We start from the raw sequence: 20,899 nt of genomic DNA on the forward strand, positions 1-20,899 counted from the left end.
GTCTGACAGGGAGTCATGACCCAGCTCCACGATCTGCGCTTGCGTCTTTTGGTGCAGCAGGAGAGCGAGCGAATCGCTAGCACTCAGCCGTCCGAGCTTGATTTGTCTGTCGTTCAGGCCCGCAGCCTCTGCTGGTTAGCACTTCTGGCTGAAGCCCACGAGGACCAGGCCAGTGACGCTGAACGCCGCGGCGATACCGAGCAAGCTATGGGTTGGTTTGCCGATGCCATGCGCCTGCGTGACGCCATCCAGGTGGTGACCACCATTGAAATTCCCCTGCCGGCGACCACCGATGAGGCGGAAGAAGATGACGACCAATCCATGGCTGCCTGATGTCATGATGGAATTTGGTCCTGAGGGAGCACTCTTTGCCCGAAGAGCCCTGCCAATGCCCTGATTGCCGGCGCTTCTACCGCGAGCACGACCGGTTAATCCGTGAAAATCCCAGCCTGCGTCAGCAGCAAGAGCTCAATTGGGCGGCGTTGCAAGCGTTCCGCACCTTGGCAGGCCGCGTGCTGGAAGATCTTCAAAAAAATCAGCCCCACCCTGGTGAGGCGTCACCTGCAGCAGCAGGCGGCGCTGCAACAGAAGACAACAGCCTTCAGCAGGCGTTGGGCGACCTAGAAACCATCAATGCTCACCTCTTCTCGATTGAGGTGCTGATGGAGCGCATCTTTGATGTGCGCGTTCCAGAAGCTGTTGAGCAGAAGTTCCAAGAACTGGCCGGCGAGCTCGCTCCTGATCCTTTGAATGTGGATCGGTTGCGGCTCAACCGGCTGCTACACCAAACGCCTGATCTCCCCTAGGGGTTGCTTTGGCAGGTCACCTTTACGGGGACAGCCGCTGCTTTCCAGATCCCATCGCAGTACTCACGCACGGAGCGGTCGGATGAGAAGTAGCCCGTGCGAGCGCTGTTGAGCAGGCTCATGCGGTTCCAGTGCTGGCGATTGCCCCAGGCTTCGCTGACGCTGTCTTGGGCGTCCAAGTAGGCAGCGAAATCAGCAAAGACAAAGAACGGATCCTGGCCGCGCAGGTTGTCCACCAGCGGCCGGAAGAGCTCGGTGTCGCCATTGCTGAAATGGCCTTGCTCCACCAAATGCAGCACCTCCTGCAGTTCAGGTAGTGCCTCAAGGAGTTCCCAGGGGCGGTAGCCGCTCTTGCGCAGGGCTTCGATTTCTGGAGTTGTTTTGCCGAACAGGAAGAAGTTGTCGGCTCCCACTTGCTCGCGAATCTCGACGTTGGCGCCATCAAGGGTGCCGATCGTGAGCGCGCCATTCATGGCGAACTTCATGTTGCCGGTGCCAGAAGCTTCCTTTCCGGCCGTGGAGATCTGCTCAGAGAGATCCGAAGCCGGATAGACCCGCTCACCGAGCTTGACGTTGTAATCCGGCAGGAACACCACCCGCAGGCGGCCATCCATGTCGGGGTCGGAATTAACGGTTTCGGCAATGCCGTTGATGAATCGGATGATCAGCTTGGCCATGTAGTAGCCGGGGGCTGCTTTACCGCCAAAGATCACCGTGCGCGGGGCCAGGCCATCGCCTTGGCCGTTCTTGATCCGCAGATACTGCGCGATCACCTGCAAAGCATTGAGGTGCTGGCGCTTGTACTCGTGAATGCGCTTGACCTGGACATCAAAGAGCGAAGCGGGATCCACCAGCACGCTGGTGTGGCGGTGGATGTAGCTCGCTAACTGGCGTTTGGATTCCAGCTTGGTGTGGTCCCAGCGCTCCAGGAAGCTGGAATCGTTTTGGAAGCGCTCGAGCTGTTTGAGCTCATCGAGGTTGTGCAGCCAGTTTTGGCCGATCACCTCATCGAGCAGGCCGCGCAGCTGTGGGTTGCAGAGGCCAATCCAACGCCGTGGGGTAACGCCATTGGTGACGTTGGTGAATTTCTCAGGCCAGAGCTGAGCAAACTCCGGCATCAAGCTGCTCTTCACCAGATCGCTGTGGAGCTTGGCCACGCCGTTGACGTGGTGGGAGCCCACGGTGGCGAGGTGAGCCATGCGCACGGCTTTTTGGCCCTCTTCATCAATGATCGAGAGCTTGCGCAAGATGGCGTCATCACCAGGGTGTTTCAGCCGCACCTGCTGCAGGAATCGGCGGTTGATCTCAAAGATCAGCTCCAGATGGCGCGGCAGCAGGCTGGCGAACAGGGGCAGGCCCCATTTCTCCAGGGCTTCAGGCAGCAGGGTGTGGTTGGTGTAGGCCAGTGAGCGGCTGGTGATGTCCCAGGCCACATCCCAATCCAGGTTCTTGTCATCAATCAGCAGGCGCATCAGCTCAGCCACCGCAATTGCTGGGTGGGTGTCATTGAGTTGAACGGCCCAGTGCTGCGGGAATTCCGTCACTGGAATCTTGCGCTGCTCCAGGTTGCGCAGCATGTCCTGCAAAGAGCAGCTGACGAAGAAGTGCTGCTGCTTCAGGCGCAGGCGGCGGCCTTCATCGGTGCCGTCGTTGGGATAGAGAACCTTGGAGAGGGTCTCCGAGCCGACTTTTTCCTCAACAGCGCCGTAGTAATCGCCGATGTTGAAGGCGTAGAAGTCAAACGACTCGGTAGCTGTGGCGCGCCAGAGCCGGAGCCGATCGCAGGTGTTGACCTTGTAGCCCAGGACAGGGATGTCGTGGGGGATGCCGATGGCGTGCTCGCCTGGAATCCAGCGGGAGCGGTAGCGGCCGTGCTCATCGGTATAGCCCTCCGTGCGGCCGCCAAAGCCCACAAATACCGCTTGATCAGGGTGGGTGAGCTCCCAGGGCCAACCGCCTTTGAGCCATTTATCGGTGATCTCCACCTGCCAGCCATCGCGGATCAGCTGATCGAAGATCCCGAACTCGTAGCGGATGCCGTAGCCAACCGCTGGAACTTCCAAGCTGGCCAGCGATTCCATGTAGCAAGCGGCCAGGCGCCCCAAACCGCCATTGCCGAGGCCTGGTTCTTCCTCCACCTCACGGACGTCGTCCAGGGTGGTGCCGTTAAAGCGATGTAGGGCTTCAGCTGCCTCCTTCTCGATGCCCAGCATTAGCAGGTTGTTACCCAGCTGCGGGCCAATCAGGAATTCCGCTGAGAGGTAGGCAACGCTTTTGGCTGGATGCTCGTTCAGGGCTTCTTTGCCAGCCAAATACCGGGTCATCAGCCGGTCGCGCACGGCATAGCTCAGGGCCATGTAGAGGTCATGGCGCGTGGCGCTGGGGGCCAGCTTGCCCAGGGTGAAGAACAGATGCTCAGTGATGCCAGCAAACAGGTCATCAGCGCTGAGGCCACTGCGCTCAGGATCCTGAAAACCGCCGGGGGTAGGCATCGAAAATTCCGCAGGCTGCTCGCTCATGGGATTGGGTGGCACAACGGTCACCACGGACCGTAGCGATGGCAAGTTGGCTGAACCGTTAAGGCGGCGGAATGATGCGGGATTGGGGACTCAGTTGGGGCGGCTGGCTCGATAACCGGCGCGGTGAATGGTGGCTCTTGGGCCAGCTTGTGCTGATTGCTTTGGACATCGCCTTGCCCGCTTGGCCCTTGCAATGGAGCTCTCTGCAAGGGCTGATGGTCGTTGGTGTGGTGGTGCTGATCGCTGGCTTGGTGCTGGCGGCAGTGGCCTTTGTGCAGTTGGGCAGCAGCCTCACGCCACTTCCTGAGCCGATGCCCAATGCTGAGCTCAAGGCGCAGGGTCTGTATGGCTTTTGCCGCCACCCGCTGTATCTGGCGGTGTTGGTGTGCGCCCTGGGGATGGCGTTGATCAAGGGCGGTGTACTGCATCCCCTGCTGCTGCTGGGCTTAGTGGGGTTGCTGAGGGGCAAAGCCAAGCGGGAAGAGCAAGCTCTGCTGCGCTACTACCCCGACTACAGCGCCTATCAACAGCGGGTTCCAGCCTTCTTCCCTGGCTTTTAAATCAGTCGTCCTGCTCTCGGCGCGAGGCCAAGCTCCAAAAGGCGCCGGAGAGCACAGCCATCAGCCCCAAGCTGGCGCCCCAGCTGGGCCCGAGAGCCCAACTCATGGCGATTTGGCTGATCAGGCCGATGGCTGCAGCGAGCAGCAAGCTGCTCAGCACCAAGATCGTGGTTTGCAGCGACTCGCTGAGGCCCGTGCCGCTGAGCTCGGCTTCTAGCCGGCCCAAGGGTCCGCTCAAGGGGATGTAGAGGGCCAAGGCCCATAGCGCTGAACCGCTGGCCAAGGTGATCCAGTCGCTACTGCTCAGGGGCAAGGCTCGGCGGCAAACGCCGCGTATCCCTAGCATCTCTGGCCCTTGGCTTGCGCCGCTGTGTCAGCGTCTTGGACTTTTCGCGGCAGCCCGATTCATTGCGTTGCTGCTGGTGATGATCAGCAGCGCCCCGCTGTGTTGCTGGTGCATGGCTTTGGTGCCTCCACCGACCACTGGCGTCACAACCTCCCTGTGCTGTCCGAGAGCTATGAGGTGCACGCCGTCGATCTGCTCGGCTTTGGCCGCAGCGCTAAGCCAGCTGGGGTGGCTTATGGGGGAGCGCTGTGGCGCGATTTGCTCTGCGCTTATGTGCGCGAGCGCATCGGCCGGCCCACGGTGTTGGTGGGGAACTCCTTGGGCGGCTATTCAGCCCTGGCTGCTGGTGCAGCCCTTGGCGATGACTGCGCTGGGGTGGTGCTGCTGAATGCAGCCGGGCCATTCAGCGAGGAAAAAGCTCCCCTGAAGGGTTGGGGCGCCATTGCCCGCAAAAGCATTGGCACGGCCATCTTGAAAAGCCCTGTGGTGCAGAGGGTGCTGTTTGAAAACCTGCGCCGTCCCGCCACCATTCGCCGCACCTTGCGGCAGGTGTATATCGATCAGACCAACGTCGATGACGAGCTGGTGGAGGCGATCCGCCAGCCCTCCCTCGATCCAGGGGCGTTTGGCGTGTTTCGCACGGTGTTCGACATCCCCAGCGGCCAACCCCTTGATGAGTTGTTTGCCGAGTTGAAGGCTCCATTGCTGTTGCTTTGGGGAATCCGCGATCCCTGGATCAATGCCGCCGGGCGCCGGGAAGCATTCCAGCGCTATGCCCCTGAGGCCACCACTGAGGTGGTGCTGGAGGCAGGCCACTGCCCCCACGATGAAGTCCCCTCAATTGTTAACGCTGAGTTGCTGCAATGGCTGGGCACCTTGCCTTGAGCCATGCCTCTGCAGGAACTGTCGGCTCCCTATGCCCATTCCGTGTTCACCGCTGAAAACGGTGATCTGATTCGGGTGGTTCCCGAGCGAGGCGGGCTGCTCACCGGCTGGCAGGTGCAGGGCCGCGAAATCATCTATTTGGACCTAGAGCGCTTTCTCACCCCTGGCCAATCGGTTCGCGGTGGTGCGCCAATTCTCTTCCCCATCTGCGGCAACCTCCCCGGCGACAGCCTGCCGTTGACGGGTGGCCGCACGGCCACGCTGAAGCAACACGGCTTTGCTCGCAACTTGCCCTGGAGCCTGAGTGCCTTGAGTGATGGCCGGGGCGTGCGGCTGGAGCTCAGCGATAGCGAGCAAACCCGTTCTGAATTTCCCTTCGAATTTTTGCTGCAGCTGGATTACCGCCTGGCTCCCGGAGTGCTTGAGGTGGCGATGACGCTGCACAACCGCAGCGATCAGCCGTTGCCGTTCAGCTTTGGTTTGCACCCTTATTTCAATGTCAGCGGCCTGACGGGTTTGAGCTTTGAGGGCATGCCGGAGCAGGGCTTTGATCACAAACCCATGGCCGCAGCCAGCACCGCAGGCGTGCTCACCCAGCTGGATCAGGGCATTGATTTGTTGGTGCGGCCCGCAGGCAACGTGGCCTTGGTGGACGCCGCGGCGGGCCAGAAGCTCACGATGGAGCTCAGCGATCCCTGGAATCTGGCGGTGTTCTGGACCGATCCGCCGCGATCGATGGTGTGCATGGAGCCCTGGACGGGGCCGCGCCAGAGCTTGATCAGTGGCGATTGCAAGCTTGAGCTGGCCCCTGGGGAACAGCGCAGCCTCTGTACCCGCTACGTGGTTTCAACTGTCTAAAGCTGATACATTCGCGCTTCTGTGAATGGGTCTGGGGTGCAGCAACTTCTCCAAAACCCTGTCAGCGTCGCAAGTAAAAAATCCAGCTGGACGTACCGGCCAGACATCGATGCCTTGCGCGGCATCGCTGTGCTGGCGGTCATTCTTTACCACTTCAATGAGGCATGGCTGCCGGGTGGCTTCACTGGGGTCGACGTCTTTTTTGTGATCTCGGGCTATGTGGTCACTGGCTCGCTGATCAAGCACCAGGGCGAATCTCTGGGGTCTCAACTGGGTGGTTTTTATCTGCGCCGCTTGCGGCGGTTGATGCCCAATTTGCTGCTGATGGTGGGGCTCACCAGCATCGGCATTGCCCTGCTGGTGCCGCCGAGCGAAACGCGCCGGATGTTCACCGCGGCGAGCAAATCGCTCTACGGCTGGTCCAACAATTTCTTTGCCCTCAACGGCACTGATTACTTCGCCCAGGACGCCAACCTCAACCCCCTGTCCCACACCTGGTCGTTGGGGGTGGAGGAGCAGTTTTATCTGCTCTTCCCTCTACTGATCTTGGTGATGGCGCGCTGGTTGCGGCCGGCGCGGGTGGTGCAGGTGTTGCTGGGCCTGATCACGGCTTCTCTGGTGTTGAGCCTGGTGTGGACGGCCCAGGCCCCCAACCTGGCGTTCTTCCTGATGCCCAGCCGCTTTTGGGAGCTCAGTGCTGGCGCACTGTTGCTGTTGGCGCAACGCCAGAACTGGTTGAGTGCCTGCCAAGGCCCCCGCGTGCTGGTGGGTGCGCGGCTCCTGGGTGTGGGCCTACTACTTGTGGCGCTGCTGACCACCAGCAGTGAGCAGGGCTTCCCGGCGCCTGGCGCTTTGCCAGCTGTGGTGGCCACCTTGCTGCTGTTGCATGCCGGCAGTGATTGGAGTGTTCTGCAACGCCCGCTGGTGCAGCTGGGCTTGCTCTCCTATTCCCTCTACCTCTGGCATTGGCCGGTGCTGACGCTGATGCGCTGGACCACCGGTTTGGATCAGCCCGCCTTGATGCTGTTGGCCTTGGGCTTGATGGTGGCCCTGGCCTGGGGGGCCTACCGCTTTGTGGAAACCCCCTGCCGGCGCTGGAGTTTGCCAGGGCTGTGGCAAGCGCTTTTGGCGATCGCGGCAGTGGTGCTGACCTGGTGCGGCCTTGATGCCTTGGGCTTCACCTACCGGGGCGCAGTGTTTCAAGGCAGCCGTTCGGCGTTTGTGCCTACCAGCGATCGCTTCTCCCTCGGTGGCTGCACGGTGGATCCCTGGGTGACCTATGGCCCTGAGACGCAAACGGATCTGGTGAAGTGCAGCCAGGCGGGCGGCAATCCAGCTGCTGGCGAGATCTTCCTGATGGGCGATTCCCATGCGTTGGCGATGCTGCCGATGCTGAAAACCGCCGCCGAGAGCACAGGCCAAAAAGTCACCTACAGCTTCAAGGGCTCGTGCCTCAACAGTTCTCGCTTGGTTCCCACCTTGCGGAAGAAGGCCTATGGACCCTGCGTGGGCTATTCACGCGGCGAATTTGAGCGCACGTTGAAGCGGTTGAATCCAGGCGACAGCCTGATGATCAGCAATTGGTTCAACGTTTATTTGACCGACATCACCGTTAAAGGACGGACCAACACCTACCCCTATGTGGTGGATGGAGAGCGGCTGGAGGATCACGCCAAGGTGCGTGAGATCTACATCGCTGACATGCGCGCGTTGGCGAGCCAGCTGCAGCAAAAGGGCATCAATTTGATTCTTGTGGTGGATCCGCCGGTGCTGCGCCGAGAGCCGGTGGCCTGTGAAGCCTGGGCTTATCTGCAAGGCCCCGAGAACCGCTCGCTGCTCTGTTCACCTGATCCCAAGATCGTGGCCCAGATGCAGCAAACCCAGCGCGATGTGTTTGCTGCGGTGGCGAACGGTCACCCCAATGTTCGGGTGTTTGATCCCACCGAAGAGTTCCTTCAAAACGGCCGGGTCACCCACCTGCTTCCCGATGGGCAGTTGCGTTATTTCGACTCGAACCACATGACGATTAGCGGCAGCCAATCGTTGGCGCCACGGTTCCTGGACTTCCTACGCGCGAACGGCTTGGACCGGAGCAACGCCGGGTAAGCGGCCGCGGCTGAGCTGCTGCAGCGGGTCGAACTGGCGTTTGACCGCCTCGATGATCGGGCGAGCTGGAGCATTGCCCCAGGCCTGGATGTCTTGGCCTTGAGGTGCCTGCAGCACCGTCAGGTAGCCCTCAAGGGATTCGCAGTGCTGGCGCAGTTCGGCAACTTGGTGGCTGGCGGCTTGGCCTGTGGCGAGGCCGAGTCCGCTGGCGGCACCCAGCTGCAATGTCCATGGCTTGATGGCCGCTAGGCCAAGCAGGTCATCAGAGCGTTGGGGCTCCACGCCAATCCGCAGCAGCCATGGTTCCTTCTCAACATCCGTGGGGCTTGGTTCCCAGTCCAGTGGCTGCAGGTTGAGCTCCGGAGCCAGTGACGCCTTGAGCTGCTGCTGCTGCTGCTGCAGACCCTCAGGGTTGAGGCTGACCAGCGACAACCATAAGCTGATCTCGCCGGCTTGATGCTTCCATTCCAGCCGCTCCAGGGCCAGGGGGCTATGGAGCAACAGGTCTTGGCGCAGCTGCTGCAAGGCAGGCAGGGAACCCTTGACTCCAAAGCACAGCCGGTGGTTGGGCAGTGGTTGGGTGCGAAGCGTGAGCTGTGTGATTAAGGCCAAGCTGCCCCAGCTGCCGGTGAGTAGGCGCATCAGGTCGTAGCCAGCCACGTTTTTCACCACTTGCCCGCCGGCGTGGGCCGTTGTGCCATCACTGCGCAGCAGGCTGATGCCGATCATTTGGTCTTTGAGCCCCATGGCCTTGTGGCGCAGTGGGCCACTGACGCCCCGTGCCACCACACCCCCGATGCTGCTGGGGCCAGCCAGTGGTGGATCGATGGGTAGCCACTGCCCGCGCTCCGCCAGCACGGCTTGAAGCTCACTGAGCGCCATGCCGGCTTCCACCGTCACGGTGAAATCGCCGGTTGCATGCTCCAGCACCTGGTTGTGGCGGCGCAGGCTCAGCACGGAGCTTTGGATTTGGGGTTGCGGGCCCCAGTGCAGATGGTTGCCCAGGCCGCTAGGGACCCAGGGGTTGGCTTGGCTGTGGAGATCGCGCACCAGCTCCACCAGCTCGTGCCGGTCGGGCGTTAGGAGTGGAGCCAGATCCGGCATGCCAGGCAATGGCGAGCAGCCCCAAGATCATCGTCTTTGACGATGACCCCACCGGCTCGCAGACCGTGCGGGGCTGTCCTCTGCTGCTTGATTTCAGCACCGCCACCTTGCAGGCGGGTTTGGCTGATCCCTCACCGCTGCTGTTTTTGTTGACCAACAGCCGTGCCTTGGAGCCCGAGCAAGTGCGCCAAGAGCTCACGGCCCTGTGCCGGCGCCTCAAGCCTTTGCTCGCGCAATTGACACGGCCTTGGATGGTGGTGAGCCGCGGCGACTCCACCCTGCGCGGGCACACGCCGCTCGAGCTGGAGGTGATCCGCGCTGAGCTGGGGCCGTTTGCCGCCAACCTGCTGGTGCCAGCTTTTCCGCAGGGGGGCCGCACGACTAAAGACGGCGTGCACCTGTTGCAGGGGGAGCCGCTGCATCACTCGGCGTTTGCCCGTGATCAGCGCTTTGGCTACCCCAGCAGCGATTTGCCGCAGTGGCTTGAGCACAAAACAGCTGGATTGATCCAAGCCAATGTTGTGGTGCGGCTGAAGCCAGCCGAATCCTTGGCAGAGCTGAAGACGGGGCAATGGGCTGTGCTCGATGCCAGCAGCCCGAATGATCTGGAGTTGATTGGTGAGCGAGTGCTCGCTGAGCTGGGCCTGGGCCGGAAGCATCTCTGCCAAAGCGCAGCCAGCCTGCTGAATGGCCTCAGCGGGATGCCGTCGGTGCTGCTGGAGCCACGTGAAGTGCCGCCGATTGCTGCTCCTGGCCTGGTGCTGGTGGGCTCCCATGTGCCGCTCAGCGATGCCCAACTCGTCGATTTGCTTGAGCAGCCCGGCTGCAGCGGTGTGGAATTCAGCCTTGATGAGCCCCAAGAGCCGTCTGCGCTCAGAGATCAGCTCCAGCAGTTGTTGAGCCGTGCCATCACGCCTGTGTTGTTCAGCAGCCGCGGCGAACGGCCTGGCTACAGCCCAGCGAAGCAAAGGGATTTGGCTCTGCAGATGGCCCAGGTGGTGATGACCCTTGAGCTGCCTTTGGGATACGTGATTGCCAAAGGCGGCACCACCAGCCTGACGCTCTTGCGGCAGGGATTGCAGTTGCAGCAGGTGCGTCTGTTGGGTCAGTTGCTGCCGGGTCTGTCCATGGTGCAGCCGCCTGTGCCCCATCCCCGTTTTGGCCGGCTGCCGGTGGTGACGTTCCCTGGGAATTTGGGGGACCGGACAACGCTCAGCCGTTGCTGGCAGTTGTTGGAAGCAGCCCGGCACTGATGGCGAGCAGTTGCATCGGGTGCAGCACTGGCGGTCCATCGGGGCCGAGGTGCTGGCGAATCTGCAGGCTGCAGCCGATGTTGGCGCTGGCGATCAGCTCAGCTCCGGTGCCGCTCAGATCAGCGGCTTTGAGCTGGCCTAGGGCTGCGGCTTCTTCGGGCTGCACCAGGTTGTAGATCCCTGCGCTGCCGCAGCACACGCCGGCTTCAGTGGCTTCGCGCAGTTGCAGCTCAGGAATGGCGCGCAACAGTCGCCGCGGCTGAGCGGCGATGCCCTGGCCATGAATCATGTGGCAAGCATCGTGATAGGCCACGGCTTTGGGTAGGGGTTGCAGCTGGGCTTGGAAGGCTTCGCTCAAGCCGATTTGGCTGAGGAATTCATGCACATCCAGCACGGGGGCTGAAAAGCCTTCCTCACCAGGCAGCAGTTCGCCGTATTGCTTGAGGGTGTGGCCGCAACCAGAGGCTGCCACCAGCACAGCATCCAAGGGCTCTCCCTCGAACTGCTTCACCAGATCGCGTGCCAGATCACGGGTTTGCTCGAGCTCTCCTTGGTGATGGGAGGCCGCGCCGCAACAGCCCTGGCTGGCTGGCAGCACCACCTCCACGCCATTGGCTCGCAGCACAGCGATGGTGGCCTGGTTCACCGCTGGATCAAACACCCGTTGCACGCAGCCCAGTACCAAGCCCACCCGGGCGCGCTGTTTCCCTTGTGCTGGCAATACGCCTTGGGGGTCGGGCCCAAACGAGCCCTCTGGCAGGGCTGGTAATAGCTGCTCCATGGCGGCCACCTCCGGGCCGAACAGCTTCACCAGGCCGCTCATGCGAGCTAGGCGCTGAAGAGGCCCGCCGGCATAGAGCCGAAAGGGTTGCAGCAGTGCGCGGAGCCGCTGCGGGTAAGGGATCACTCCCAGCAGCAGGCGCCTGAGTTGGCGTTGCCAGGGGCTGCGCAATTCGGCTTTGTTGAGCTGCGGGCGCACCTGCTCAATCAGCTGGTCGTAGCGCACCCCCGCTGGGCAGGCGCTGACGCAGGCAAAGCAGCCCAGGCAGCTGTCGAAATGCGGGGCCACGGCGGCATCGAGTTCCAGCTCCCCGGCGGCAATGGCTTTGAGGGTATGGATGCGCCCTCTGGGCGAGTCCATTTCTGTGCCGAGCACCCGGTAGCTGGCACAGGTGGGCAGGCAAAAACCGCAGTGCACGCAGGGGTCGCTAGCGGGCAAGGGGTTAGTCATCGCTGCAGTCTGGCTTTTGATGGCCCCCCATGGGAGACTGCGCGCCCCGGCTGGTTTTTGGTGCGCATCCTCGGCCTCTCTGCCTACTACCACGACAGCGCGGCTGCTCTGGTGGTGGATGGTGTGGCCACTGCTGCTGCTCAAGAGGAGCGCTTCAGCCGCAAAAAGCACGATTCGCGCTTCCCGCAGCATGCGGTGCGCTACTGCCTGGAAAGCCAAGGGCTGACCTTGGCTGACCTCGATGCAGTTATCTACTACGAAAAACCGCTGCTCACCTTTGAGCGTTTGCTGGAGACCTATCTCGGTGCTGCCCCCCGTGGTGGGCGCTCGTTTGTGGCAGCCATGCAGGTGTGGCTGAAGGAAAAGCTCTTCCTCAAGACCGAGCTCAAAAAACAGCTCAAGGCGGTGGCCGAATCGATGGGAGCCGAGGTTGAGCTCCCGGAGTTGCTGTTCAGTGAGCACCACCTTTCCCACGCTGGTGCGGCCTTCTACCCCAGCCCATTTGAATCAGCGGCTGTGCTTTGCATGGATGGGGTTGGTGAATGGGCCACCACCTCGGCTTGGCTTGGTGAGGGCAGCAGCCTCCAGCCAATGTGGGAGATCAACTTCCCCCATTCCCTTGGGCTGTTGTATTCGGCCTTCACCTATTACTGCGGTTTCAAGGTCAATTCCGGCGAATACAAATTGATGGGGCTCGCTCCCTATGGCGAGCCCAAGTACGTCGATCAGATCAAAGATCATCTGATCGATATCAAGCCCGATGGCACTTACCGGCTTGATCTGAGCTATTTCAAGTTCCATCGCGGCTTCCGCATGACCGGCCGCAAGTTCCACAAGTTGTTCGGCAGGCCGCCGCGCAAAGGCGAAACCGAGCTCACCCAGTTCCACATGGATCTGGCCGCCTCGATTCAGGTGGTGACAGAGGAGATCGTGGTCAAGTTGGCCCGCTCATTGCAGCAGGAAACCGGTGCCCGCAATCTCTGCTTGAGCGGTGGTGTGGCCCTCAATTGCGTGGCCAATGGCAAGTTGCTGCGTGAAGGAATCTTTGATCAGGTTTGGATTCAACCTGCCAGTGGTGATGCGGGCTCAGCCCTTGGCGCTGCCTTGGTCGCTTGGCATCAGCACTTTGAGAAGCCCCGTCAGGTCCAGAGCGGCGACGGCATGAATGGCACCTATCTGGGGCCCCGTTTTGAGAACGCGGAAATCTGCTCCTACCTCGAGCAGATCAAGGCCCCGTTCCATGCCCTGGAGGATCGTCTGTTGTTCGAGCGGTTGGCTGAATTGCTGGATCAGGGCAAGGTGATCGGTTGGTTTAACGGTGCCATGGAGTTCGGGCCCCGTTCGTTGGGGGGCCGCTCGATCATTGGTGATCCACGCAATCAGCAGATGCAGAGCGTGATGAATTTGAAGATCAAATACCGCGAAAGCTTCCGCCCCTTTGCGCCTTCGGTGTTGGAAGAAGAGGTGAGCAATCAGTTTGAACTCTCCAGCAAGAGCCCCTACATGCTTCTGGTGGCTCCCGTGAAGCAGAGCCTCTGCAAACCCATGACGGCTGAGCAGGAGAAGCTTTTTGGCATCGACAAGCTCAACATTGCTCGCTCGGAACTGCCGGCGATCACCCACGTGGATTATTCCGCCAGGGTGCAGACCGTGAGCCCCAGCACCAACCCCCGTTACTACAACCTGATCAAGAGCTTTCAGCGCCGCACGGGCTGCCCCACGGTGGTGAACACCTCCTTCAACGTGCGCGGAGAACCCATCGTTTGCACCCCGCAGGATGCTTACCGCTGCTTTATGCGCACCGAGATGGATGTGTTGGTGCTGGAAAATCAGCTGCTGCTGAAAGAAGAGCAACCAGCAGAAGAGCGCGACGAGCGCTGGATGCAGGAATTCGAACTCGATTGACCCCTATGGCCACTTCACCCACCACCAAGCAGCTGCGCGAGTTCGGTCTGCTGCTCGCCATTGCCTTCCCGCTTCTGTTGGGATGGCTCCTGCCCGCCTTGCGCGGCCACGGCTTTCACTTCTGGACCCTCTGGATTGCGATACCAGCACTCAGCTTGGGTTTAGTCGCTCCGCGCACCCTGCGGCAGCCTTATCAGTGGTGGATGGCCTTGGGCCATGCCTTGGGCTGGTTCAACAGCCACATCATTCTTGGCGCCGTGTTTTTGCTGGTGTTGCAACCAATTGCATTGGTGATGCGCCTGACGGGCTATGACCCCCTGCGCCGCCGCAGCCAGCAACTGACCACTTACCGCGAAAAACGCCACACAGCCGGCATTAATCTGACCCGCATCTTTTAACGCTTTCGCGCTGCCTTAGTCCTATGGATGCCCTGCTCGATCTGACCAAGGACATCTGGGATTTTCTGCGCGTTCGTAAGAAGTATTGGCTGGCCCCGTTGATTGTCACCATTGTGTTGATGGGCGCCTTGATTGTGTTTACTCAAGGTTCCGTTGTGGCGCCTTTCATCTACTCCATTTTCTGATCATTGTTGTTGCTGGCCTGGGTGAGTGCCTGGGCCACGCAGTTATAAATCATCCGAGAGCCGGCCTCATTTTGATGGCCGTCTTTGTCGTAGAAATCGGCTGCTGTTAGCGGGCAGCGGATCACATGACCTTTGGGTAGATCGTGATCAGCAACTTTGAGTAATTGTTGGCTAATCGGGGAGACGCGGCCGGTTGCGGCTTCATTGCGCTCAGGAATCCAAACGAGGAAAACGTTGTTTGCCCCATAACGAGCAACTTGCTGGCGGAACAAGTGCAGGCCATGGCCAACAGCTGTTTTTAGGTTGCTTTGATAATCCGTGGGCGGACGTCCATCGAAACAAGGGCTGCCAATCACACTGGCGACCTGCCGAGCTAATTCACTGACCCCGCAAAGCCCATAGCGGAGTTGCTTGTCCAAGGTGTTATTGCGCTTGCCCATCAGTTGCTGCGTTCGCTCTTGGAGCTTGGCTTCCGATTGATCGTCACCAGCAATGGCTTGGTAGTAGTGATTTTTTTTGCAGGCTTCTGCGTTATCCAGGCATTTCAGATCCCGCTTGTTCCAACCGGTTTCTCCAAGTCGTGCGAAATCCTGGCCGATGGCCACATAAATCACCTTTTGGAAGTTGTAGGGCTCAGAGAGATTCCTGCTGACTTGATCCCAGCGGCCAATACCAGTTCCCTGAAAGCCGAAATTCAAGAGTTGAGTGTTGCCTTGAGGGTCTAGGCGCTTCCAGTGATTTTCAAGCGCATAAAACCAGGGTGTGGTGGCTTGGGGCTCTGTAAACGAATCGCCAAAGATGGCAATCGATGGCTTGCCTAGCTGTGCATCACTGGCTTGAACAAGTCCCAGGTTGTTGGTTGTTGACCAGATCGAGTATTCCTGCTTGGGCTTCTGCCATGGGTAGCCATAGAACACGGCCCAGTTGATGGCTGAATCCGGTTTGTACCACTGCGCCGTGGTGCCATCGGCAAAGGTTTTATTGGTGTTCACTCCCTCGCTGATGAACATGTAGCGGTGCTGCCACTCGTAGTAGTTCTTGGGCAGCAGCCGCGCGAAGACTTCCGCTGCTCCTAAGCAGACCACGGTTGTGATCAGGAGCACCAGCCAAGAGCGGCGCTGCTCACTCATGCGAAGTGCTCAATCACCGCATCGGCAAAGCCAGAGCAGCTCAGTGGATCCACCGGTGGCTCCATCAAGCGTGCCAAGTCATAGGTCACTTTCTGGGCTTCGATCGCGCCACTCAGCCCTTTGGTGATCAGATCAGCCGCTTCTTGCCAGCCCATGAATTCCAGCATCATGACGCCACTGAGGATCACCGAGCCGGGGTTGATCTTGTCGAGGCCAGCGTGCTTGGGAGCGGTGCCGTGGGTGGCCTCGAAAATGGCGGCCTTATCGCCGATGTTGGCGCCTGGCGCCATGCCCAGGCCGCCAACCACAGCAGCAGCGGCATCAGAGATGTAGTCCCCGTTGAGGTTCAACGTGGCCAGGATCGAATACTCCTGGGGGCGGGTCTGGATTTGCTGGAAGATGCTGTCGGCGATGCGGTCATCCACCAGCACCATCTCTTTCCAGCGGCCATTCCCATGGCTGGTGCCGATACTGCTCAGCACGCCATCAACTTCAGCGTCGATCGCAGCTTGTTTCTCGGGCGTGAGGTTGTCGTAACCCGGCTCAATCAGTCTTGAGTTGTCTGCTGTTGAAAGGTCGGGATTGAGGTCTTTGTTGTCGAGAATCCAGCTTTCGCGTTCGGTGACGCAATTAGCGCGGAATTCCGTGGTGGCGAGCTCATAGCCCCAGTCACGAAACGCACCTTCGGTGAATTTCATGATGTTGCCCTTGTGCACCAAGGTCACATGGCGCTGTTTGCCCTCTAGGCGCAGCGCGTGTTGGATCGCGCGGCGCACATGGCGTTGCGTTCCTTCTTTGCTCACAGGCTTGATGCCGATTCCTGAACCCTCGCGGATTTTTTTGTTGTCCAGCTTCGGGCTGGCGGGGATGACCGTTTCGTTGAGGTGCCTCAGTAGCTCTTGGCCCACAGGGTCCTCGGCGGCCCACTCAATACCGATGTAAATGTCTTCGGTGTTTTCCCGGTACACCACAACATCAAGGTCTTGCGGCCTTTTGTGGGGGCTGGGCGTTCCGCTGTAGTAGCGGCATGGGCGCACGCAGGAATAGAGATCAAAGATCTGACGCAGTGCCACGTTCAGCGAGCGGATGCCACCACCGATGGGGGTGGTGAGCGGTCCTTTGATGGCGACGCCGTATTGCTCGATCGCCGTCAGGGTGTCTTGAGGCAAGTACTGATAGGTGCCGTAGAGGTCGCAGGCTTCATCGCCGGCATAGACCTTGAACCACTCAATGGCTTTGCTGCCGCCATAGGCCTTGGCCACAGCGGCATCGATCACTTTCTGGGTTGCCGGCCAGATATCCACCCCGGTGCCATCGCCGCGGATAAACGGAACGATCGGGTTGTCGGGCACCACCGGCTGGCCGTTGTCGAAGCGGATGACGCCGCCGTTGCTGGGGGGTGTGAGCTTCTCGTAACTAACCATGGGATGCGCAAGCCGGAGGTTGTCGGCATCGTGAGCCTAGAGATCGACCTGCGCTGTCATGAATGCCGCTGAGCAGGCCCGCAGCGTTGAGTTGGCTCAGCTCATTGCTTCGGCGCTGAATCAGTTCCGGCAGCGCTTCCCAGAGCTCAAGCCGAACCTGCGGCCTTGGCGCGATGACCCCCAAACCCGCGCCTTTGCTGAAGGCAGCTCATTGGATCTGGCTTTTCATCTCCCCGGCTGGAGCCCGCGCTGGCAATGCCGCAGTCTGTTGGTGCAGCTTCGTTTGGCTGATGCCGAGCAGCCTCGCTTGATGGGGATGCTGATCAGTGGCATGACTTTTCAAGGCGAACAGTGGCGACTCGCCACCGTGGGGCCTTGGAGCGTGAGCGGTGAACGCGTGCCAGATGAAGCGATTTGCACTCAGCTTCAGCAGGTCTGCCGTGACCTGGTTGGTCCGCTGCCGTAACCCTTCGCAACCAGATTGCCCCTGATCCCAGTCATGGCGCTTACGTTGGAAAACTGTTAACCGCGCCTGGCCCCATGGCTGTTGCCCTCGCTGCCCAGCTTCGTGAAGGGACAAAGAAATCCCACACGATGGCGGAGAACACTGGTTTTGTGAGCTGCTTCCTCAAGGGAGTGGTCGACAAGCTCAGCTACCGCAAGTTGGTGGCTGACCTCTATTTCGTCTACGAGGCGATGGAGGAAGAAATGCATCGCCTCAAAGACCATCCCGTGTTGGCGCCGATCGCCTTTGAGCAGCTCGACCGCCGTCAGGCGCTTGAGGAAGATCTCACCTTCTACTTCGGTGCCGACTGGCGCAACCAAGTGGAAACTTCGCCGGCGGCTAAGGAATACGTCGCCCGCATTCGCGAGATCGCCCAGAGCTCTCCCGAACTGCTGGTGGGCCACCACTACACCCGCTATTTGGGTGATCTCTCCGGCGGCCAGATCCTCAAGACCATTGCCCAAAAGGCGATGAACAACCCCACCGATGACGGGCTGCACTTTTATGTGTTCCCCCAGATCGAGGACGAGAAAGCTTTCAAGACCACCTATCGCTCTGCGATGGATGAGCTGCCGATCGATCAACCGATGGCTGATCGAATCGTGGAAGAGGCCAACCACGCCTTCCACCTCAACATGAAGATGTTCCAGGAGCTGGAAGGCAACTTGGTGGCGGCCATTGGCAAGGTGCTGTTTGGTTTCCTCACCCGCCGTCAGCGCGCCGGCAGCACTGAGGAGCCTGTGGCTGCCTGAGTGTGAGTCAGCGCCCGTTGCGTTTTTTGGTCCCCGGCACCGGGGACCGTTTCCGTTGTGGAGGCTTATCCGTTGAGCTGCAGAGCGCTCGCCTTTGCGAGGGCTTGGCCCCCAGTGTTGAGGTGGTCACCTACCGGCGGCGCGAGCCTGGTCGGGCTTTTCTGCCTGATCTGCTGAAGCAGGAACGATCACCTGGTGAAGCCCTCTGGTTGGTGAGTTGGGGTTTTCATGTGCCCGAGCTGCTGCGGCAGTTGCGGGGCCGGCCTGTGGCTTATCACGCCCATAGCAGTGGCTATGGCTTTGATCTGCCAGCAGGGGTGCCGGTGTTGGCGGTGAGCCGCAACACCCTGGGCTATTGGGGCGACCGTGCGCCCCGTGCACCCTTGCAATGGGTGCCCAATGCCATCGACCCATCCTTTGGCGGGGGCAATGGTGAGCGCCCGATTGATGTGCTGGTGCAGGCCCGCAAAAGCAGCGCTTATGTCCGAAATCAGCTGCTGCCAGCCTTGCGGCAGCGGGGCTTGCAGGTGGAATTGCAGCAGGGATGGGTGGATGATCTCGGCGATTTGTTCCGCAGCGCCAAGGTGGTGCTCTACGACTCGGCCGATCACTGGCGCCGCGCGGGGGTGAGTGAAGGCTTTGGTCTGCCGCCCATCGAAGCTCTGGCTTGCGGCTGCGTGGTGTTCAGCAGCTTCAACCACGCTCTAGCGGACACCTTGGATCCAGGGCATCTGGCCTGGCAGATCGGCTGCGGCACTTTGAGCGCTGATCTCGATCGCATCACCGCGGCTGCAGGAGACCCCCAGCGATGGCTGCCTGAACCTGCGTTGCTGCAGCGTTTGTTGGCTAGCCACAGCGAATCCGCTGTCCGTCAGCGCTGGCGCGAGGCGTTGGAGGTGGTCAATGACCACTGGGATCGTGTTGTTAGCGGCGAGCAGCCGCTAAAGGCCCTCTCTCCTTGGCGTTTGCGCTGGGGCCGGCGGCTCAGCCGGTTGCGTCGCAGCAGCTGAGTTGCCGCGCCGGCCATAGGGTTTGGCTGTGAAACCCCACCGCAATGACATGACCGGCCCGCTGGGCTGGATCCGGCGCCGGAGTCAGACGTTGGATTTGTTGGTGCGGTTAATCAGTCATCTCCCTGCGCAGCGGCGACGCACCCTGCTGCGGTTGTTGCCGTTCTCAGTCCTCCCCGGCCTGACGGATCTGGCTTTGGTGGCCGTCGGTGCCCGCATGGTGGGCTCGTTGGTGGGAACGCGCCTGGCTGACAACCTCCCCGGCGTGAAAGTGTTCGGCGGTAATCAGATCGATCAAAGCCTTTGGCTGGTTTGCCTGTTCATTGGCATCGCCTGGTTGGCGTCTTTTTCAAAGATCGCTCTACAGCTGGCTCAAGAGCGGGTGACGGCCCGCATTTGGCGTGATCTCTCCAATGAGATCCACGCCAGGGTGCTGCGCCAGAGCTACAGCTATCACCTCACCCGCAGCACTGCTGAGCTCACCACCTCAATCCTGTCGAACATTCGTCAGGCCGCTAACGGTGTGATCAGCCCCTGTCTGCGCATGGTGAGTGCCACCGTTTCGATCCTGCTGCTCTCGTTGGGGGTTCTTTGGATTGGACGTTTCCCAGGCTTCCTGCTGCTGGTGACGGTGGTGATTTCTTATCTGGGCCTGTCGATGGTGGTGACGCCCTATCTGCGCCATGCCCGTCAGCAGAACTTGCGGCTTGAGGTGCGGACTACCCACTTGTTGCTTGAGTCGCTCGCTTCAGTTCGCGACATCACCCTCACGGGCACCGAAGAACACTTTCAAAGCAGCTTCAGCAGTGCCGGCGAGCGGGCCCGCCGCTATGCCCTGCGTTCGGTGCTGCTGCCGATCATTCCGCGTCAGCTGATTGAGCCTTTAGGGATCACGTTGATCTTCGTGATCGGTGCTGTGCCTGCATTGGTTCAACAAGATCCCAGCAAGGTGCTGGGGATCCTGCCGTTCCTCTCTGCGTTGGCCATTGCTGCCCAGCGGCTGACTCCCCCACTGCAGCAGCTCTTCCATTCGCTCACTGAGTTCCGTGGCGGCTTGCCTCAGGTGAGCAACACCGTGGCGATGCTGGAGCTGCCGATTGAGCGTTTCACGCTGCGTAGCCCTGGGGTGCCCAGCCCGGCTGGGGTGTTCCCGCAGCACACGATTCGTTTGCGTGATGCCTGGTTCCGCTACCCCAAAAGCGAAGACTGGGTACTGCGCGGCATCAACTTGACTATCCCGGTCGGCTCGCGGATTGCGTTGGTGGGCCAAACAGGCAGCGGCAAATCCACTATTGCCCATTTGCTTTTGGGCTTGCTCAAAGCCGAGATGGGTGAGCTGGAGCTCGATGGAAATCCCTTAACGCCAGAAGAGTTGCCAGCTTGGCAGGCCAGCTGCGCGCAGGTTCCGCAGATGATTCAGCTGCTCGATGCCAGCGTTCGGGCCAATGTGGCCTTTGGCATTGATGAGCAGTTCATCGATGACGACAAGGTCTGGGATGCCTTAGAGGCCGCTCAACTGGCGGAGTATGTGGCTGATTTGCCTTACGGCTTGCTGACGCCAGTCGGGGAAAACGGCCACCAGCTTTCAGGCGGCCAGCGCCAACGACTTGCCCTGGCCAGAGCCTTTTATCGCAACGCCAGCGTTTTGGTGCTGGATGAGGCCACGAGCGCTTTGGACAACCGCACCGAAAGCGAAGTGATTAATGCTCTGGAGGTGGTGGGACGCCGCTGCACCATGGTCGTGATTGCCCACCGGCTCAGCACGATCGCCCGCTGCGATCGCATTTATGAGTTCGATAAGGGGGAGGTTGTTGCCTCTGGAACGTTTGCGGAGCTGCAGGAACGCTCCGCCAGCTTTCGTGATTTAGCCCAGCTGGAAGGCCTGGAATCGACCGACAGCCTGCTGGTCTCTGAGTGACTTT

Annotated in this window: 20 protein-coding genes; 14 read left to right on the forward strand and 6 right to left on the reverse strand. The window is 60.5% G+C overall.

Features of this window, described 5'->3' with window-relative positions; genetic code table 11:
- The first annotated feature begins 15 nt into the window (after nucleotides 1-15).
- Together SynMINOS11_RS00710 and SynMINOS11_RS00715 are read left to right on the forward strand one after the other, a co-directional pair.
- On the forward strand, nucleotides 16-333 hold the full coding sequence (locus SynMINOS11_RS00710) for a hypothetical protein (protein ID WP_186549147.1): 318 nt from the start codon (nucleotides 16-18) through the stop codon (nucleotides 331-333).
- A 35-nt stretch (nucleotides 334-368) separates the two neighbouring features.
- Nucleotides 369-806 (forward strand): hypothetical protein, encoded by a 438-nt coding sequence (locus SynMINOS11_RS00715; RefSeq protein ID WP_011934557.1) that lies wholly within the window; start codon nucleotides 369-371, stop codon nucleotides 804-806.
- Here the strand turns inward: SynMINOS11_RS00715 and SynMINOS11_RS00720 are convergent.
- A complete protein-coding gene (locus tag SynMINOS11_RS00720) occupies nucleotides 803-3,325 on the reverse strand; it encodes a glycogen/starch/alpha-glucan phosphorylase (protein WP_186549149.1) in 2,523 nt (840 codons plus the stop codon). The two genes, SynMINOS11_RS00715 and SynMINOS11_RS00720, sit on opposite strands and share 4 nt — an antisense overlap.
- Before the next feature lie 74 nt (nucleotides 3,326-3,399).
- Here SynMINOS11_RS00720 and SynMINOS11_RS00725 point away from each other — a divergent pair, with 74 nt between their 5' ends.
- Nucleotides 3,400-3,885 (forward strand): methyltransferase family protein, encoded by a 486-nt coding sequence (locus SynMINOS11_RS00725; protein ID WP_255445430.1) that lies wholly within the window; start codon nucleotides 3,400-3,402, stop codon nucleotides 3,883-3,885.
- 1 nt (nucleotide 3,886) lies between these two features.
- On the opposite strand, the gene SynMINOS11_RS00730 is transcribed toward SynMINOS11_RS00725, so the two are convergent.
- Nucleotides 3,887-4,198, reverse strand: a complete 312-nt coding sequence (locus tag SynMINOS11_RS00730; RefSeq protein WP_370586172.1) for a hypothetical protein — start codon at nucleotides 4,196-4,198, stop codon at nucleotides 3,887-3,889.
- Between the two features lie 42 nt (nucleotides 4,199-4,240).
- On the opposite strand from SynMINOS11_RS00730, the gene SynMINOS11_RS00735 reads away from it, so the two are divergent.
- Genes SynMINOS11_RS00735 through SynMINOS11_RS00745 form a run of 3 tightly spaced genes read left to right on the forward strand, consistent with a single transcriptional unit; the run spans nucleotide 4,241 to nucleotide 8,080 of the window.
- Nucleotides 4,241-5,116 (forward strand): alpha/beta fold hydrolase, encoded by an 876-nt coding sequence (locus SynMINOS11_RS00735; RefSeq protein ID WP_186549155.1) that lies wholly within the window; start codon nucleotides 4,241-4,243, stop codon nucleotides 5,114-5,116.
- Between the two features lie 3 nt (nucleotides 5,117-5,119).
- Nucleotides 5,120-5,974 carry an aldose epimerase family protein gene (locus SynMINOS11_RS00740; protein ID WP_186549157.1) on the forward strand — a complete coding sequence of 285 codons (855 nt, stop codon included), beginning with the start codon at nucleotides 5,120-5,122 and terminating at the stop codon, nucleotides 5,972-5,974.
- Nucleotides 5,975-6,010: 36 nt separating this feature from the next.
- Nucleotides 6,011-8,080 (forward strand): acyltransferase family protein, encoded by a 2,070-nt coding sequence (locus SynMINOS11_RS00745; RefSeq protein WP_186549159.1) that lies wholly within the window; start codon nucleotides 6,011-6,013, stop codon nucleotides 8,078-8,080.
- Here SynMINOS11_RS00745 and SynMINOS11_RS00750 read toward each other — a convergent pair.
- Nucleotides 8,042-9,184: an FAD-binding oxidoreductase gene (locus tag SynMINOS11_RS00750; protein ID WP_186549161.1), complete on the reverse strand. Its 1,143-nt coding sequence runs from the start codon at nucleotides 9,182-9,184 to the stop codon at nucleotides 8,042-8,044. The two genes, SynMINOS11_RS00745 and SynMINOS11_RS00750, sit on opposite strands and share 39 nt — an antisense overlap.
- 8 nt (nucleotides 9,185-9,192) lie before the next feature.
- On the opposite strand from SynMINOS11_RS00750, the gene SynMINOS11_RS00755 reads away from it, so the two are divergent.
- Nucleotides 9,193-10,437: a four-carbon acid sugar kinase family protein gene (locus tag SynMINOS11_RS00755; RefSeq protein ID WP_186549163.1), complete on the forward strand. Its 1,245-nt coding sequence runs from the start codon at nucleotides 9,193-9,195 to the stop codon at nucleotides 10,435-10,437.
- Here SynMINOS11_RS00755 and SynMINOS11_RS00760 read toward each other — a convergent pair.
- Nucleotides 10,397-11,668 carry a (Fe-S)-binding protein gene (locus tag SynMINOS11_RS00760; protein WP_186549165.1) on the reverse strand — a complete coding sequence of 424 codons (1,272 nt, stop codon included), beginning with the start codon at nucleotides 11,666-11,668 and terminating at the stop codon, nucleotides 10,397-10,399. The genes SynMINOS11_RS00755 and SynMINOS11_RS00760 overlap by 41 nt on opposite strands.
- 57 nt (nucleotides 11,669-11,725) lie before the next feature.
- Here SynMINOS11_RS00760 and SynMINOS11_RS00765 point away from each other — a divergent pair, with 57 nt between their 5' ends.
- From SynMINOS11_RS00765 to SynMINOS11_RS00775, 3 genes are read left to right on the forward strand one after another with little or no spacing between them, the layout of a single operon-like run.
- Nucleotides 11,726-13,573 (forward strand): carbamoyltransferase family protein, encoded by a 1,848-nt coding sequence (locus SynMINOS11_RS00765; protein ID WP_222929710.1) that lies wholly within the window; start codon nucleotides 11,726-11,728, stop codon nucleotides 13,571-13,573.
- 5 nt (nucleotides 13,574-13,578) lie between these two features.
- Complete coding sequence (locus SynMINOS11_RS00770; RefSeq protein WP_186549169.1) at nucleotides 13,579-13,971, forward strand: SxtJ family membrane protein; 393 nt, start codon at nucleotides 13,579-13,581, stop codon at nucleotides 13,969-13,971.
- A gap of 23 nt (nucleotides 13,972-13,994) precedes the next feature.
- Nucleotides 13,995-14,156, forward strand: a complete 162-nt coding sequence (locus tag SynMINOS11_RS00775; protein ID WP_186550909.1) for a DUF5989 family protein — start codon at nucleotides 13,995-13,997, stop codon at nucleotides 14,154-14,156.
- Here SynMINOS11_RS00775 and SynMINOS11_RS00780 read toward each other — a convergent pair.
- A complete protein-coding gene (locus SynMINOS11_RS00780; protein ID WP_186549171.1) occupies nucleotides 14,141-15,286 on the reverse strand; it encodes a hypothetical protein in 1,146 nt (381 codons plus the stop codon). The genes SynMINOS11_RS00775 and SynMINOS11_RS00780 overlap by 16 nt on opposite strands.
- Nucleotides 15,283-16,710, reverse strand: a complete 1,428-nt coding sequence (locus tag SynMINOS11_RS00785) for an NADP-dependent isocitrate dehydrogenase (RefSeq protein WP_186549173.1) — start codon at nucleotides 16,708-16,710, stop codon at nucleotides 15,283-15,285. Before SynMINOS11_RS00785 ends, SynMINOS11_RS00780 begins: the two co-directional genes overlap by 4 nt.
- Before the next feature lie 58 nt (nucleotides 16,711-16,768).
- Between SynMINOS11_RS00785 and SynMINOS11_RS00790 the strand changes: the two genes are divergently transcribed.
- The 4 genes from SynMINOS11_RS00790 (at nucleotide 16,769) to SynMINOS11_RS00805 (ending at nucleotide 20,895) form a co-directional block, all read left to right on the forward strand.
- The gene (locus tag SynMINOS11_RS00790) at nucleotides 16,769-17,176 is read left to right on the forward strand and encodes a hypothetical protein (RefSeq protein WP_186549175.1); all 408 of its coding nucleotides are present in this window, start codon (nucleotides 16,769-16,771) and stop codon (nucleotides 17,174-17,176) included.
- A gap of 74 nt (nucleotides 17,177-17,250) precedes the next feature.
- The gene (locus SynMINOS11_RS00795; protein ID WP_186549176.1) at nucleotides 17,251-17,967 is read left to right on the forward strand and encodes a biliverdin-producing heme oxygenase; all 717 of its coding nucleotides are present in this window, start codon (nucleotides 17,251-17,253) and stop codon (nucleotides 17,965-17,967) included.
- 2 nt (nucleotides 17,968-17,969) lie between these two features.
- Complete coding sequence (locus tag SynMINOS11_RS00800; RefSeq protein WP_255445431.1) at nucleotides 17,970-18,977, forward strand: glycosyltransferase; 1,008 nt, start codon at nucleotides 17,970-17,972, stop codon at nucleotides 18,975-18,977.
- A gap of 49 nt (nucleotides 18,978-19,026) precedes the next feature.
- Nucleotides 19,027-20,895 carry an ABC transporter ATP-binding protein gene (locus SynMINOS11_RS00805; protein ID WP_255445432.1) on the forward strand — a complete coding sequence of 623 codons (1,869 nt, stop codon included), beginning with the start codon at nucleotides 19,027-19,029 and terminating at the stop codon, nucleotides 20,893-20,895.
- The last annotated feature ends 4 nt before the right edge of the window (nucleotides 20,896-20,899 follow it).

Origin of the sequence: Synechococcus sp. Minos11, from assembly GCF_014279855.1 — a bacterium.
Lineage (GTDB): Bacteria > Cyanobacteriota > Cyanobacteriia > PCC-6307 > Cyanobiaceae > RCC307.